This is a genomic window from Arthrobacter sp. ERGS1:01 (genome assembly GCF_001281315.1).
Taxonomy (GTDB): domain Bacteria; phylum Actinomycetota; class Actinomycetes; order Actinomycetales; family Micrococcaceae; genus Specibacter.
Genome location: NZ_CP012477.1, coordinates 128,522 through 143,077, shown reverse-complemented (window position 1 = coordinate 143,077; position 14,556 = coordinate 128,522). Strand labels below are relative to the sequence as shown.

General features: G+C 67.5%; 15 protein-coding genes. 11 read left to right on the top strand and 4 right to left on the bottom strand.

What is annotated here, in order from left to right:
- Positions 1–51: 51 nt before the first annotated feature.
- Positions 52–1,356, top strand: a complete 1,305-nt coding sequence (locus AL755_RS00615; protein WP_054009267.1) for a uracil-xanthine permease family protein — start codon at positions 52–54, stop codon at positions 1,354–1,356.
- On the opposite strand, the gene AL755_RS00610 is transcribed toward AL755_RS00615, so the two are convergent.
- Entirely contained in the window at positions 1,353–2,468 is a 1,116-nt protein-coding gene (locus AL755_RS00610) for a glycerate kinase (RefSeq protein WP_054009266.1), read from the bottom strand. The two genes, AL755_RS00615 and AL755_RS00610, sit on opposite strands and share 4 nt — an antisense overlap.
- 158 nt (positions 2,469–2,626) lie before the next feature.
- Here AL755_RS00610 and AL755_RS00605 point away from each other — a divergent pair, with 158 nt between their 5' ends.
- From AL755_RS00605 to AL755_RS00560, 10 genes are all read left to right on the top strand, one after another.
- Entirely contained in the window at positions 2,627–3,508 is an 882-nt protein-coding gene (locus tag AL755_RS00605) for a LysR family transcriptional regulator (RefSeq protein ID WP_054009265.1), read from the top strand.
- 179 nt (positions 3,509–3,687) lie between these two features.
- Positions 3,688–4,761 (top strand): ABC transporter substrate-binding protein, encoded by a 1,074-nt coding sequence (locus tag AL755_RS00600; RefSeq protein ID WP_054009264.1) that lies wholly within the window; start codon positions 3,688–3,690, stop codon positions 4,759–4,761.
- A 25-nt stretch (positions 4,762–4,786) separates the two neighbouring features.
- Entirely contained in the window at positions 4,787–5,602 is an 816-nt protein-coding gene (locus AL755_RS00595) for an ABC transporter ATP-binding protein (RefSeq protein ID WP_054009263.1), read from the top strand.
- Entirely contained in the window at positions 5,599–6,459 is an 861-nt protein-coding gene (locus tag AL755_RS00590; protein WP_054009262.1) for an ABC transporter permease, read from the top strand. The genes AL755_RS00595 and AL755_RS00590 overlap by 4 nt, the downstream gene beginning before the upstream one ends.
- A 63-nt stretch (positions 6,460–6,522) precedes the next feature.
- Positions 6,523–8,217, top strand: a complete 1,695-nt coding sequence (locus AL755_RS00585) for a CocE/NonD family hydrolase (protein ID WP_054009261.1) — start codon at positions 6,523–6,525, stop codon at positions 8,215–8,217.
- A 1-nt stretch (position 8,218) separates the two neighbouring features.
- Positions 8,219–9,007, top strand: coding sequence for a phosphosulfolactate synthase (locus tag AL755_RS00580; protein ID WP_054009260.1), 789 nt, complete (start codon positions 8,219–8,221; stop codon positions 9,005–9,007).
- A gap of 181 nt (positions 9,008–9,188) precedes the next feature.
- Entirely contained in the window at positions 9,189–10,160 is a 972-nt protein-coding gene (trxB, locus tag AL755_RS00575) for a thioredoxin-disulfide reductase (RefSeq protein ID WP_054009259.1), read from the top strand.
- A 14-nt stretch (positions 10,161–10,174) separates the two neighbouring features.
- The gene (trxA, locus tag AL755_RS00570; RefSeq protein WP_054009258.1) at positions 10,175–10,498 is read left to right on the top strand and encodes a thioredoxin; all 324 of its coding nucleotides are present in this window, start codon (positions 10,175–10,177) and stop codon (positions 10,496–10,498) included.
- Complete coding sequence (locus AL755_RS00565; RefSeq protein WP_054009257.1) at positions 10,495–11,535, top strand: hypothetical protein; 1,041 nt, start codon at positions 10,495–10,497, stop codon at positions 11,533–11,535. Before trxA ends, AL755_RS00565 begins: the two co-directional genes overlap by 4 nt.
- A 12-nt stretch (positions 11,536–11,547) precedes the next feature.
- Positions 11,548–12,363 (top strand): UGSC family (seleno)protein, encoded by an 816-nt coding sequence (locus AL755_RS00560; protein ID WP_054009256.1) that lies wholly within the window; start codon positions 11,548–11,550, stop codon positions 12,361–12,363.
- Positions 12,364–12,382: 19 nt separating this feature from the next.
- Here the strand turns inward: AL755_RS00560 and AL755_RS00555 are convergent, their stop codons facing one another.
- Genes AL755_RS00555 through AL755_RS00545 form a run of 3 tightly spaced genes read right to left on the bottom strand, consistent with a single transcriptional unit; the run spans position 12,383 to position 14,556 of the window.
- Positions 12,383–13,165 carry a glycerophosphodiester phosphodiesterase gene (locus AL755_RS00555; RefSeq protein WP_054009255.1) on the bottom strand — a complete coding sequence of 261 codons (783 nt, stop codon included), beginning with the start codon at positions 13,163–13,165 and terminating at the stop codon, positions 12,383–12,385.
- A gap of 6 nt (positions 13,166–13,171) precedes the next feature.
- Positions 13,172–13,981, bottom strand: coding sequence for an HAD family hydrolase (locus AL755_RS00550; RefSeq protein WP_054009254.1), 810 nt, complete (start codon positions 13,979–13,981; stop codon positions 13,172–13,174).
- A gap of 44 nt (positions 13,982–14,025) precedes the next feature.
- Positions 14,026–14,556 carry a YbhB/YbcL family Raf kinase inhibitor-like protein gene (locus tag AL755_RS00545; RefSeq protein WP_054009253.1) on the bottom strand — a complete coding sequence of 177 codons (531 nt, stop codon included), beginning with the start codon at positions 14,554–14,556 and terminating at the stop codon, positions 14,026–14,028.

Genomic DNA, 14,556 nt, shown 5'->3' with positions numbered 1-14,556 from the left:
AGTGTTGTCGGTGGCCGGATCACACCTTGACCACGCTTTGGAAAGGCAACTATGGGCTTACTGGGAACACAATGGAGCGTCCACGGGGACGGCAGGACCATCAAGCGCGGTGAGGTGGTCCGCCCCGACGAGCGCCTGAGCTGGCCGCGCACCATCGGGATTGGCCTCCAGCACGTGGTGGCCATGTTTGGCGCCACGTTCCTGGTGCCGATCCTCACCGGCATGCCGCCGGCCACCACACTGTTCTTCTCCGGCATCGGAACCCTGCTGTTCCTGGTCCTGACGCGCGGCAAGGTGCCCAGCTACCTGGGTTCCAGCTTTGCCTTCATCGCCCCGATCCTCGCCTCACAGACGCAGTTCGGCGTGGCCGGGGCCCTGGGCGGGGTGGTCATGGCCGGCGTCACCCTGGCCGCGATCGGCCTGATTGTGCAGGCGTTTGGCGCGGGCTGGATCAACCGGCTCATGCCGCCGGCCGTCACGGGCACCATCGTGGCGTTGATCGGGCTGAACCTGGCCCCGGCCGCGAAGAAAAACTTCCTGCTGGCACCCGTCACGGCCACCGTGACGCTGGTGGTCATCATCCTGGTCAGCGTGCTGTTCCGCGGCATCCTGGGCCGGCTGTCCATCCTGGTCGGCGTGCTTGCCGGTTACGGCGTGGCCGTGCTGCGCAGCGAGGTGGACTACTCCAAGATCGGCAAGGCGGCCTGGCTCGGCGTGCCGGACTTCCAGACACCCACGTTCCATGTGGCCGTGATCGGCTTGTTCGTCCCCGTGGTGCTGGTGCTCGTGGCCGAGAACATCGGCCACGTGAAGTCCGTCGCCCTGATGACGGGCAAGAACCTTGACCCCTACGCCGGCCGCGCCCTGATCGCCGACGGCGTTGCCACCACGCTGGCCGGCTTCGGCGGCGGTTCCGGTACCACCACCTACGCCGAGAACATCGGCGTCATGGCCGCCACGAAGGTCTACTCCACGGCCGCCTACTGGGTGGCCGCGTGCACCGCCCTCCTGCTGAGCTTCTCGCCGAAGTTCGGCGCCATGATCGCCACCGTTCCCGTGGGCGTGCTGGGCGGCGCCGCAACCCTGCTCTACGGCATGATCGGTGTGCTGGGCGTGCGGATCTGGGTGCAGAACAAGGTCAGCTTCTCCAACAACATCAACCTGACCACGGCCGCCGTCGCCCTCATCATCGGCATCGCCGACTACACCTGGACCATCGGCAACCTGCAGTTCGCCGGCATCGCCCTGGGCACGGCCGCGGCCCTGGTGACCTACCACGGCATGAGCGCCCTCGCGAGATGGCGCGGCACGGCCGAGGATCCCAAATTGCCGGATGCCGAGCCGGCACACCACTAGATCCCGTTCAACGCCTCCGACGTGGCCATGACCGTATAGCGGGCGGCGTCGGCCAGGGCGGCCTCCGGGGAACCGGCGACGTCGGTGGCGCTGACGGCCGCCACCACGCCGTGGGCTGCCAGTTCGGCCGGTGTCACCAGGATCCGCCCGGCGACGACGACGACGGGCAGGCCGCGCGCGTGGGCGGCGTCGGCAACGCCGATGGGCGCCTTGCCGGACAGTGACTGGCTGTCCATGGACCCCTCACCCGTGATGACGAGGTCCGCGTCCGCCAGGGCGGCGTCGAGGTTGATCATCTCGGCCACGAGGTCGAAGCCGCGCTCGATGGATGCGTTCGCATAGGCGACGAAGGTGGCGGGGAACCCGCCGGCCGCTCCGGCGCCGGCAATGTCGATGTCGGCGCCCGTGTCCGCGCGGACCAGCGACGCCAGGTGGCGCAATCCGGCGTCGAGCAGCTCCACGGAGTCCGCGTCGGCACCCTTCTGCGGCCCGAAGATGTGCGCGGCGCCGTTGAGGCCGTACAGCGGGTTGTCCACGTCCACGGCCATCCGGATGCGGGTCGCGGCCAGGCGCGGGTCCAGGCCGGAGGCATCGATGCCCGCCACCTCGGTCAAGGAGCCGCCGCCCAGCGGCACCAGGTTGCCGTGGGCGTCCAGCAGCTTCAGGCCAAGTGCGCGCAGGGCGCCGGTTCCGCCGTCGGTCATGGCCGAACCGCCCAGGCCGATGATGATCTCCGTGGCCCCGGCATCCAGGGCCGCGGCGATGAGCTGGCCGGAGCCGTAGGAGTGCGCCCGCAGCGCGTTCTCCACTGTCGGTTCGGCCAGTAGGTAGCCGCTGGCCTGCGCCGTCTCGATGACGGCCACATGGGTTTCCGCGTGCAGCGCCCACGCGGCGCCAACGGGCTTGATGATGGGTCCCACCACGGCGTTGAGCCGTTCCTCGAAGCCCGCCGCGACGGCCGCCTCCAGGGTGCCCTCGCCGCCGTCGGCCACGGGCAGCGTAGTCACGACGGCGTCAGGGTAGACCCGCAGAGCGCCTTCGCTCATCGCGGCGGCCGCTTCGACGCCGGTCAGGGTGCCCTTGAACTTGTCAGGTGCAATCAAAATTCGCATGCCCCTATCCTGCCAGCCACACCTGCGAGCGCCCGCATGTTGTGCAATGTGTGACCTCGATGGCGCCGCCCGGGGACCGGGGCGGTATTGTCGGCGGTGACGGGGGAACCATAGTCGGCGGCGCAACGACGCGCCCACCACAGTCAAGGAGGCAGGGGATGGACCCGCGCAAACTCGAACATTTTCTGGCCGTGGCGGACTCGCTGAGCTTCACTAAGGCCGCGAAGACCCTGCACATCGCCCAGCCGTCGCTGTCCCAGTCCATCAAGAGCCTTGAACGCGAGTTGAAGACGGACCTTTTTGTCCGGCTCCCGTCCGGCCTGGAACTGACCCCCGGCGGCAAGGCGCTCATGTCCCCCGCCTCCCGGGCCCTGCGGGCGCTCAAGGATGCCCGGGAAATGGTGCGCTCACTGACCGACGTGCAGGGCGGCACCCTGGACATTGTGGCACCCGCTTCCCTGATCACCTACCCCACCGCGCGGCTGGTGCACCGCTTCAACCGCGAATACCCCAGGGTTAATGTGACGGTCCGCGAAGCCGCCGACTCCGCCGAGGCCGCCAACCAGCTGCTCGACGGCCGCGCCGAGGTGGCCGTTTTCGAGATGACCGGCAGTGCCACGGGCATCGTCCGGCACAAGCTGTTCAGTTACGAGCTGTACGCGGTGTTTCCGGCCGGCACCCCCAACGCCCCGGACCCGCAGGTGGAGATCATCAGCTGGTCCGCGCTGGAACGGCACCGCCTGATCAGCCTGGCCCCCTATACCGTGAGCCGGAAGATGATCGAGAGGCACGGATTGTCCGGCAATATCGGGATCGAGGTCCACAGCATCGAGGCGGCCGTTGAACTGGTGCGCCTGGGCGCCGGCGTGGGCGTCCTCGTGGAGCCCTACGCGCTCATGGCCCAGCGCGACGGTGCCACGATCTTCCGGCTGGAACCGCAGGTGGTGCACAGCGTCGGCACCGGGCACCGCCGCGGCGAGGTGGCCCCGGCCGTCACGGCCTTCACCAACCTGGCCATGCTGCACGACCCCGAGGCCTAAGCCACCGCAATCCCAGGGGTACGTAGGCGCCGCCTATGGGCTCATTGAAGCTACGTCTTGGACTGGCCGCAGCGCCGACACCTAGCCTTTACCTACCCCCACCGTGTTGTGACGCAGGTCTCCCTCCCCAGGCTGCGAACGACGTCGGCGGCCCATCTCAGTTGGCTAGGAGACCCGTTTTGAAAATTGCCACATTAGCCGCCAAGGCTGTTGCCGCCGGAACCATCGGCCTGATCGCACTCACCGGTTGCTCCAGCCCCGGCGGTAGCTCCGCCGACGCCGTCAGCGCCACGGGCCCGGTCGTCATCCAGTACAACCCGACGCTTTACTCGTGGGCCGGCATCATCGCCCAGAACGAGGGTTTCTTCAAGAAGAACGGCGTCAACGCCGAACTCAAACAGATCGACAACGGCACCCTGGCCACCACGGCCCTGGCCAGCGGCGACATCACCATGGCCTTCCAGGACCTGAGCCTTGTCTCCCCCTACCTGAACAAGGGCCAGAAGTTCACCGCCATCACGGCCACCGGCCAGCTGTCCTGGGACGTGGTGGCCCCCAAGAGCTCCGGCAGCCCCACCGACTTCCCCGCGTCCGTGGCGTCCCTGAAGGGCAAGAAGATCGGCGTCCCCTCACTTGGATCGGTGGCCTACTACTACGCCCAGGCGTATCTGAAGGCCGCCGGGGTTGACCCGTCCAGCGTCCAGTTCGTCGCCGTCGGACCGTTCGCCCAGGTGCCCGCCGTCATCGCAACGGGCCAGGTCGACGCCGCCGTCATCACCCCGGACCAGACGTACCAGCTCGAGCAGGCCGGGTCCGTAAAGGTGCTGTTCTCCGCGGTCAAGGACCGCGCCAAGGTGGACAGCGAACTGGCCAAGGTCATTGGCACCCCCGGCGCGTTCTACTTTGCCCAGTCCAGCTGGGCCAAGGGCAACCCGGAGCTCGTGAAGAAGGTGCAGCGGTCCATCGCCCAGGCCGATGTTTGGGCCCACGATCCGGCCAACCTGCCGGCACTGACCACCATGCTCCAGCAGATGAAGCTGCTGCCGGCCAAGATCACCGACCAGAAGGCGTTGCAAAACTATGTTGCCTACGCCGTCACGTTCCTGACCACCCACGCATCCCCCGCGAACATGCAGGCCTATGTGGACTTCTGGAAGTCGAACGGACTGCTCAAGGCCGACGTCACGGGTGCCGGCCTGCTCTCGCCAACCATGGCCACCACCGCCGAGCAAACCACGGCGCAGGCCAAGTAGTACCCCGATATTGAGGATTGAGAAAATGACAGTCACGGCCACTCACAACACCCGCCGCCCGGCGAACGATGCCGCAGGCGCCATCTCCGTGGACCAGGTCTCGCACCGCTTCGGCAGCGGCCCCGGCAGTGTCACGGCACTGGACAACGTCGGATTCTCGCTCCAATCGGGCGACTTCGTCGCCATTGTCGGTGCCAGCGGCTGCGGGAAGACCACCATGCTGAACCTTTTGGCCGGCCTGGAACCGCTCCAGGAAGGTGCCATCAGCATCTCCGGCGGCGCGCCAAGTTCGGGCCACCCGGACATCGCCTACCTGTTTGCCCGCGACAGCCTGCTGCCGTGGCGCACGGTGGCCGGCAATGTGGAACTCGGCATGGAACTGCGCGGCGTGGCCAAGGCCGAGCGCCGGCGCCGGGCGCTGGACTACCTGGACCGGGTGGGGCTGGGCGATTACGCCGGCTCCTACCCGGCCCAGCTCTCCCACGGCATGCGCCAGCGCGTGGCCCTGGCCCGGACCATCGCCCAGCAGCCAAAGATCATCCTGCTCGATGAGCCGTTCTCGGCCTTGGATGCGCAGACGAAGATCCTGTTGCAGGGCGTGTTCATGGACTTGTGGGAGGACATCAAGGCCACGGTCATCCTGATCACCCACGACCTCGGCGAGGCCATCACCCTCGCCGACCGGGTCCTGTTGTTCTCCTCCCGGCCCGGCCGGCTCCGGCAGGACTTCGAGGTCCCGCTGCAAAGGCCCCGCAACCCGCTGGATCTGCAGTCCGATCCGGAGTATCACGAACTATATGACAGCATCTGGAACCTGCTGCGTGAGGAAGTAACCCAATGAGCGCCCTGACCAGTTCCCGCGCCGCCACCCGCAGTTCCCAGGGAACGACGGCGGCACCGGCCAAATCCCGTCGTCCCACCGGCCGCGGCCGCACCCGCCTGTACCAGGGGCTGGCCGCGGTGCTCCTCTTCGGTTCCTGGGAACTCATGGCCCGCGCCGGGCTCATCAACCCCAACTTCACGAGCCAGCCCTCGCTGTTCTTCAAGGCCTTCGTGGTCGGGTTCTCCAGCGGGGAATACTGGCCCATCCTCGGCGCCACGCTGTTCGAGGTGTTCGTGGGCTTCGCCCTGGCCGTGGTGCTGGGCCTCGTGGCCGGGTTCCTGCTGGCCGAATCGAAGCTGCTGGACAACGTGCTGCGCCCCTTCATGACGGGCTTCAACAACATTCCGCGGATCGCCCTGGCGCCGCTGTTCATCCTGTGGTTCGGCCTCGGTTCGCTGTCCCGGATCGCCCTGGTGGTCAGCATGGCGTTCTTCATCGTCGCCTTCAACACCCGGGCCGGCATGCAGTCGGCCAACCGCGACCACCTGCTGCTCGCCAAGACGCTGGGCGCCTCCCGCCTTGAACGGTTCCGCAAATTCATCCTCCCCGCGGCCCTGCCGTCCACGTTCGCCGGTATCCAGCTGGCCCTGACCTACTCATTCATGGGTGCGGTGGCCGGTGAAATGCTCAGTGGAAACCAGGGCATCGGCGGCTACCTGGCCCTGACCATGAACACCTTTGACACCGACAACTTCTTTGGCGCCATGCTGGCGCTGGTCATTGTTTCGCTGTTCTGCTCCGCCATCCTGGAGCTCGTGGAACGCCGGCTGCTGCGATGGCGCGTCATTGAGATGCAGGGCCTGGAAGGGCATTAACCGCCCCTTGAAGCCTTGCCGGATTTCCCCACCAATTTTTTGATGCGAAGGACACGATCTGCAGTGAACATCATCCAAGAAAACGTCGAGATGGCCATGAGCGACGGCACAGTGCTGCGCGCGGACGTCTACCGCCCCGACGACGGCAACAAGTACCCGGTGCTGTTTCGCCGGACCCCGTACCGCAAGGAGGGTTGGGGCCCGTTTGGCCGCCGCCTGGCCGAGGCCGGCTACGTGGTCATCATCCAGGACATCCGCGGCCGCGGCGCCTCCGACGGGGAGTTCATCTGGTCCTTCGCCGACGAGGCCCAAACCGTTGAAGGCCTGGACGGCTACGACTCCGTGGAATGGTGCGGACGCTACGAATACTCCAACGGCGCCGTTGGCACCTGGGGGCATTCCTACGACGGCTGGTCGCAACTGCGCACCGCCGCCCTGCAACCGCCCAGCCTGGCCACCATGCACATTGCCGGCATCACTGCCCGCTTCCTGGACATGACCCGCGGCATCCTTGACCCGGGCCGCCGGATGGAATGGTGCTACACGCTCGGTGCCGACCTGGCCAACCGGCAGACCGTGACGGCCGGCGTTCCCGTGGACCGGGACAAGAAGCTGACGGACCGGTGGGCCAACTTCGAGCGCGGCAAGTGGCTGTGGTTCCTGCCGCTGGCCGAATTGCCCGAACACGCCCTGACCGGAGCGTCCAAGTTCTTCCAGGACTACCTGGCCCGCGTCAACGTCGAGGTGTGGGGCTTCGATCAGGTCCTGGACAAGGTCCAGGTCCCCACCGCATTCCTGACCGGCTGGTGGGACAGGTTCTCCGACACCGCCAAGCTCTACAACAACCTCGTTGCCGCCGGCCCGGCGGAACTGGCAGCCCGGCACACCCTGCTCATGGGGCCGTGGAGCCACAACCCGGACACCTTCGTCCCCGACCTGGGCGACGCCGAAACCGGCGGCCAGGGCGGGCTCGACTACCTGCAAACCCTCGTGGACTGGTTTGACGCCCGGCTCAAGAACGACGACGCCGCCCTCGCCGAGCCGGTGCGCTACTTCAACGTGGGCGAGAACGCCTGGCGCACCTCGCCCGCCTGGCCGCCAGCCGCCGTCGTCGAGCAGTCCCTGTTCCTGCACTCCGGCGGCTCCGCGGCCAACCTGGACGGCGCGGACGGAACCCTGTCCGCGCCGGCGCCCGGGGACGAGCCGGCCGACCAGTACTCCTACGACCCCCGCGACCCGGTCATGAGCCTCATGCTCGACGACTCCCACCACGCGCCCAAGGACCAGTCCCCCAACGACTCCCGGCCCGACGTGCTGCACTACCAGGGCCCCGTCCTGACGGCACCGGTGGATGTCACCGGCACACCGCGCGTGCGGCTTTGGGCCAGCACCGACGCCCCGGACACAGACTGGGTGGTGCGGCTCATCGACGCCGGCCCGGACTCCGCGATCAACGTGTGCAGCGGGATCATGCGCGCCCGGTACAGGAACTCCTACGAGAAGGAGGAGTTCCTGGTTCCCGGGACGCCCACCGAATTCGTCATCGACATGTCCGTCACGAGCTACAGCTTCCAGCCCGGCCACCGCATCCGGCTGGACATCACGAGCTCCGACTTCCCGAACTTCGACCGGAACCACAACACGGAGCACGACTTCGCCGTGTCCGCGGAACTGCGCACGGCCCGCCAAACCGTCCACCACAGCCAGGGCCTTGCCACCGAACTGGTGCTGCCGGTCATGCCCGCCCAGGAGGCCTGAAATGCTTGCCGATATTGAGGAAACCCGCGCCTACCAAAGCGTGCCGATGGGCCACCGGCCCGCGAAACCGCGCACCACGGGGCTGACCATCGCCGTCGAATTCGGCGTGGGACCGGCCGCCCAGCAGGACTTCCTGGCCATTGCCGGGCACACCCTGGACTACGCCAAACAGGTGGTCAGCATCGCCGGGGTCATCCCGGAGGCACAGATGCGCGAGAAGATCGAGATCTTCAAGGCGCATTCGGTCAAACCCTTCCCGGGCGGCATGTTCCTGGAATACGCCCACGCGAACTCCCTGGTGTCCGAATACCTGAAGGAAACCCGGGCCCTCGGCTACGAGGTCCTCGAGGTGTCCGAGAACGCCCGGACCATCGACCGCGGCGCTCGGGCCGACATCATCGCCTGCTCCCTCGACATGGGCTTCGAGGTGCTGGGCGAGGTGGGCAGCAAGCACGTCAAGAGCACCGCGGCCCAGATCGTCGACGACGTCAACGTCCTCATGGAACTGGGCTGCTCCAAGGTGCTCGTGGAGGCCGCCGAACTCATGGTGGACGGCGCCATCGACGAGGAGCTGATCCGCCAGCTGGAGGAGGGCACCACGATCGACGACTGCGTCTTTGAGCTTCCCGGGCCGTGGATCCCCGGCGTGCACCAGCACGACGTGCTGGCCATGGAGATGTGGCTGCTGAAGCGTTTTGGCGGAAACGTCAACATCGCCAACGACATGTGGGGCAATTCCCTGTACCTGGAAACCTGCCGGCGCGGCCTCGGGGCGAACCTTTTCGCCTAGTTTCCGCCCGTTTTCCGCTGGATTTCAGCTGGTTTCAGCCCCGAGGCGATACGCCGGTCCACGCCATAGCCTCCACCTAAGCGGCTATCGCATCTAGGTCTTAGACAACCGTCCAAAGCGTTGGTGGAATTGATTCACCGCCCCCGACAGGGTTGTTTTCACACCGAAACGGAAAGTCATCATGGAGTACTTCGACGCTATTATCATCGGCTCCGGGCCCGCCGGATACACGGCCGCGATCTACCTTTCCCGGGCCCAAATCCGGACCCTGGTCCTGGAGGGCTCCCAGTTCGGCGGGGCCCCGATGGGCACGTCCGAGGTGGAAAATTTCCCCGGCTTCCCGGAGGGCATCAACGGTCCCGAACTCATGGCCAACATGCGCCTCCAGGCTGAACGGTTCGGCGCCCAGCTGGTCTCCGTCGACGTCGACTCGATCGACGTCAGCGGCGGCGAAAAGCGGGTCACGGCCAACGGCCGCAGCTACTCGTGCCGCGCCGTCATCATGGCCACCGGCTCCGTTGCCCGCACGCTGGGCGTGGACCGCGAAACCGAGCTGACGGGCAAGGGCGTGTCCACGTGCGCCACCTGCGACGGCTTCTTCTTCCGGGGCAAGGAGGTTGCCGTCGTCGGCGGCGGCGACTCGGCCATGGAGGAGGCGTTGTTCCTGACCCGCTTCGCCACCAGCGTCCGGCTCATCCACCGCCGCGACACGTTCAAGGCCAGTCCCATCATGCTTGACCGGGTCCGCAACCATCCAAAGATCACCCTGCAGACCAACACGGAGGTCCTGCGGCTGCACGGGGACGACGCCCTGTCCGGGCTCACGCTGCGCCACATCCCCACCGGGGAAACCATGGAGATCGACATCGACGGCCTGTTTGCCGCCGTCGGCCATGACCCGCAAGTGTCGCTGCTGGCCAACGCGGCGGGTGGCTGCGCCGTGGAGTTCGACGGCGGCGGGTACGTCAAGGTTGCCGGCCGCAGCGGCGCCACCGCCCACCCGGGCGTATTTGCCTGCGGCGACCTCGTGGACCCCACCTACCGTCAGGCCATCTCGGCGGCGGGCTCCGGCTGCGTCGCCGCACTGGACGTCCAGCACTTCCTCGCTGAGCACAGCAGCGAGTCCATCGAATCCGAGCTTGCAACACTTTAGGGGAGCGTCGAACCATGTCACTGAACACCGTCACCAAGGCCGGCTTCGGCCAGGCCGTGGCCGAACCCGGCAAGATCGTCCTGATCGACTTCTGGGCGTCCTGGTGCGGGCCCTGCAAGGCCCTCGCCCCCGTCCTTGACCAGCTCAGCGACGAATACGCCGGCACTGTGACCATGTACAAGGCCAACATCGAGGAGGAGCCCGACCTCGCCGCCGACCACCGGGTCATGAGCGTGCCCACGCTGGCGTTCTACCGCGACGGCGAACGCATCAAGACCGTCTCCGGCGGCAAGACCCGCGATGAAATGACCGCACTTTTCCAGGAGTTGGCACCATGAGCACCATGTTTTCGGCCGAGCCGGACGTCACCGAGGACTTCGCGTCCGCGATCGAATACTGCCACGAACAGGGCTGGACCGACGGCCTGCCCGTGATCCCGCCAACGCAGGAACTCGTGGAGGAATTCCTGGCGGCTGCCGGCTGGCAGGGCGCCGACGTGCTGGCCTACGAGCCGGTCCGCGGCCGCTCCATCACGGCCGAGAAGGTGGTGGCCAACGCCATCATGGCCGGCTGCAAGCCCGGCTACCTGCCCGTGGTCAAGGCGGCGCTGGCGTCCATGAGCGCCGACCAGTACGTGCTGCACGGCACCGTCACCAGCACCGGCGGGGCCGCCCCGTTCATCCTGGTCAACGGCCCCATCCGCGCCGGCATCGGCATCAACAGCTCCACCAACCTCTTTGGCCCCGGCAACCGGGCCAACTCGAGCATTGGCCGGGCCATCCGGCTGGTCCTGCTCAACTGCCTCGACGCCACCCCCGGCACCCTTGACCGGTCCACCCAGGGCAACTTCGGCAAGTACTCGGGCTGCTTCGGCGAAAACGAGGAACTGAGCCCATGGCCGGCGTTCCACACCACCCGCGGCCTGGCGGCGGAACAAAGCGCCGTGACAGTGTTTGCCGGCGAATCCGGCCACAACATCCTCATGCACGGCATGACGTCCCCGGAACAGCTCCTGGACGTCTTTGTCGACGTCATGCGCTCCTGGGGCAGCTTCAGCGAAGGCGAATCCCTCATCGTCATGGCCCCCGAACACGCCAAGTACCTGGCGGACCGCGGCTGGAGCCGGGAAATGGTGGCGGACTACCTGTACGAAAACGTCAAGCGCCCGCTGGCGGATTTGAAAAGGTCGGGAAAGCTCGAAGGCGCCGGCAGCGTCCCCGAACCGGGCGACGACGCCAAATGGGTCCACCGCGGGCATTCGCCGGCGGACATCCTCATCGCCGTGGGCGGAGGCGAGGCGGGCGGGCACTCCGCCTTCTTCCCGTCCTGGTCGCGGATCCGCGGCAGCCTGGCCACCACCACGGCAATCGACTGAAAGGACACCACCATGACACTGCGCCTGGTCAACCCCACCACCTCCTCCGACGCCGCACCGTTCCGGGAGGCGGCCCGCCCGCTGGACCTCAACGGGGCCCGGATCGCCCTGCTGGCCAACGGCAAGACCCACGGCGAGTTCCTGCTCGCCAACGTCGCCGCGGCCCTGCAGGCCAAATACGGCATTGACGACGTCCGGGTCTGGACGAAGCCGCACCCCAGCGGCCCGCCCACGCAGCAGCAAATGGCCGAGATCAAGGAGTTCGCGACGGTCGTCATCAGCGCCATCGGCGACTGCGGCTCGTGCAGCTCGTGCTCCGTATTTGACGGCATGAACTTCGAACGCGCCGGGATCCCCAGCGCCATCGTGATCTCCAAGCCGTTCCTGCCCACCGCCGCGGCGATCGCCCGCGTCAACGGGGCCGCGAACTTCCGGGTCGTCGCGATCGGCCACCCCGTCACGAGCAAGGACGAGGCGGCGCTGCTGGCGGACGCCGCCACCGCGGCCGTGGAGATCGAGGACATCCTGCTCAACGGCCACGGCACGGACTCCGAGGAGCCGGTTTCCGACGGCATCGTGCCCGGCCGGGATGACGACGCCGTGGACGCGATCCTGGCGGAATTCCGGGAGGCCCTGAACAACGACGGCACGGAGATCCTGCTGTCCCGGATCGCGCCGAGCGAGCTGGGCCTGAAACTGGTGACCAGCGGGGCGGCGTGCTCGGATTGCGTCATGCCCACCGCCGCCATCGAGGCCATGCTCCGATCGGCATTCCAGGCCCGCTTTGGGCCCGGCGTCGAGCTTGAACTGACGGACGACCGGATCTAGGCGTTCACCCGGGGCGCGGTTACTGCTTCCAGTAGCCGCGCTCCCGCATGACGGCGGCCAGCACGTCCGCCCGGTCCGTCATGATCCCGTCAACCCCCAGCTCGAAGAGCTCATGCATCTGGGCGGGATCGTCGATGGTCCAGACATGCATTTTCAGGCCGAGCCGGTGGGCGCGGGCCACCGAGCGGCGGCTCACCAGCGTCAGTGGGCCGAAGCTGCGCGGAATCTGCAGCACATCCACCCGCCGCATCAGCGAGCGCGCCAGCGGTGCCGGCAGCCACGAGGCCAGGAAGGTGTAGGCCGCCAACAAGCCCTGTCCGGGGGAAGCGGCAACGGGGCGGGTCAGGCGCGAGAACACCTGGCGCCGGCGCGCCCCGGAAAACGAGGCCACGCAGACCCGCTCGTGCAGGCCCAGCTCCTCGATCAACGCGGCCAGCGGCGCGGCGGAGCCGGCATCCTTGACGTCAATGTTGAACCGGGCCGTGGGGAGCGCCTCGAACAGTTCGCGCAACGTGGGAATGGGCTGCGTCCCGCCAATCCTGGCCTTCGCGACGGCCGAATAGGGCAGTTTCGCGATAACGCCGGCCCGGTCCGTGACTCGGTCGAGGGAGGCGTCGTGGAAGACCACCGTCACGCCGTCGGCCGTGGTGTGGATGTCCGTTTCCACGTGCGTGTATCCGAGGTCCAGTGCGGCCTGGAACGCCGGGATGGTGTTTTCCAGGCCCTCGGGGCTGAAACCCCTGTGCGCAATGGCCAGGGGCGCCTGCGATTCCAGGTATGGCTTGGCGGCTCCGGCATCCATGGCTGCTCAGGCCCGTCGCAGCGCGGCCAGGCGGGCCTCGATGATCCGGGCCACGCCGTCGTCGGCGAAGGCGGGCGCCGTCAGCGATGCGGCGGCGAGTGCGTGCGGGTGGCCGCTGGCCATGGCGTAGCCTGCACCGGCCCAGCCGAGCATTTCAATGTCATTGGGCATGTCGCCGAAGGCCACCACGTCTGCGGCGTCGATGCCCTTGGAGGCGGCATATTCGGCGAGCGCCACTGCCTTGTTGACGCCCAGCGGCCCCATTTCCAACAGGGCCAGCTCCGGCGCCGAATGGGTCAGCGCAATGAGTCCTCCCACCCGGGGCTGGACCAAATGCAGGAACTCGTCGGCGTTGCCGGTGTGCACCACGGCCAGCATCTTCACGATGCCGCCGTCGGCCATCTCAGGGGTCAGGACCGTGGGTTCCATGCGTTCGCCCACGGCCGGCCCGCCGGGCGGGTAGAAGCCCTCCTCGGCGTGGAATCCGGCCAGGCTCTCCAGTGCGAAACGGGCTTCGGGCGCCAGCGCGGTGATGACGTCGCGGACCTGCTGCACGGTGTCCCAATCCAGCAGGTGCGAGGTGATGACGGCCTCGGTGGGGAGGTCGTAGGTGACGGCGCCATTAGAGCAGATCACCGTCCCCGTGTGGCCAATCTGCTCACGGATGGGGTCCAGCCAGCGCGGCGGGCGGCCCGTGACGAAGACGATGTCGATCCCGGCGTCCGCGGCATCCCTGAACGCCGCAATGGTGCGGTCGCTGATGGATCCGTCGTGGCCGAGGATGGTCCCGTCAATGTCACTGGCAATTAATCGCATACCCAAGGCTATCCAACTTCATGGTTCGACGCCGGGCACGGCTCCTACGCCTCGTACACCGCCGTCAGCCGGGCCCGGCCCAGCGTGTGGAAGTGCAGGTTGAAACCCAGCACTGCCGGGGTGGCCGACGCCGGCACGTCCAGCGATTCCACGTCGAGCGCGTGCACCACCACCATGTAACGGTGCGGGCCATGGCCGGCGGGCGGGGCGGAACCCATGTACGCGGGGTAGCCGCCGTCGTTGTTCAAGGTCAGCGCGCCGGCGGGCAGAGTCGTGGAACCGGCGCTACCGGCGCCCTCGGGAAGGGAGGTGACGGTGGCGGGGATGCCCGTCACGGCCCAGTGCCAGAAGCCGCTGGCCGTGGGCGCGTCGGGATCGTACATGGTGACGGCAAAGCCGCGCGTCCCTTCCGGGAAACCGGACCATGACAGTTGCGGGGACAGGTCTCCGCCGTCGGGGTGGCCGCCGGGATTGACCTGCGCCAGGGGCATCACGGCGCCGTCCGTGATGGAGGAGCTCTCCAGCGTGAATTCGGGCACGGGGGTCAGGAACTCATAGGGATCGTAGTCGTACAT

Coding starts and splice junctions, on each gene's coding strand:
- AL755_RS00595 (WP_054009263.1), top strand. CDS start 4,787: ATGACAGTCACGGCCACTCACAACACCCGCCGCCCGGCGAACGATGCC.
- AL755_RS00590 (WP_054009262.1), top strand. CDS start 5,599: ATGAGCGCCCTGACCAGTTCCCGCGCCGCCACCCGCAGTTCCCAGGGA.
- AL755_RS00545 (WP_054009253.1), bottom strand. CDS start 14,556: ATGTACGACTACGATCCCTATGAGTTCCTGACCCCCGTGCCCGAATTC.
- AL755_RS00565 (WP_054009257.1), top strand. CDS start 10,495: ATGAGCACCATGTTTTCGGCCGAGCCGGACGTCACCGAGGACTTCGCG.
- AL755_RS00580 (WP_054009260.1), top strand. CDS start 8,219: ATGCTTGCCGATATTGAGGAAACCCGCGCCTACCAAAGCGTGCCGATG.
- AL755_RS00550 (WP_054009254.1), bottom strand. CDS start 13,981: ATGCGATTAATTGCCAGTGACATTGACGGGACCATCCTCGGCCACGAC.
- AL755_RS00605 (WP_054009265.1), top strand. CDS start 2,627: ATGGACCCGCGCAAACTCGAACATTTTCTGGCCGTGGCGGACTCGCTG.
- AL755_RS00610 (WP_054009266.1), bottom strand. CDS start 2,468: ATGCGAATTTTGATTGCACCTGACAAGTTCAAGGGCACCCTGACCGGC.
- AL755_RS00560 (WP_054009256.1), top strand. CDS start 11,548: ATGACACTGCGCCTGGTCAACCCCACCACCTCCTCCGACGCCGCACCG.
- trxB (WP_054009259.1), top strand. CDS start 9,189: ATGGAGTACTTCGACGCTATTATCATCGGCTCCGGGCCCGCCGGATAC.
- AL755_RS00555 (WP_054009255.1), bottom strand. CDS start 13,165: ATGGATGCCGGAGCCGCCAAGCCATACCTGGAATCGCAGGCGCCCCTG.
- trxA (WP_054009258.1), top strand. CDS start 10,175: ATGTCACTGAACACCGTCACCAAGGCCGGCTTCGGCCAGGCCGTGGCC.
- AL755_RS00615 (WP_054009267.1), top strand. CDS start 52: ATGGGCTTACTGGGAACACAATGGAGCGTCCACGGGGACGGCAGGACC.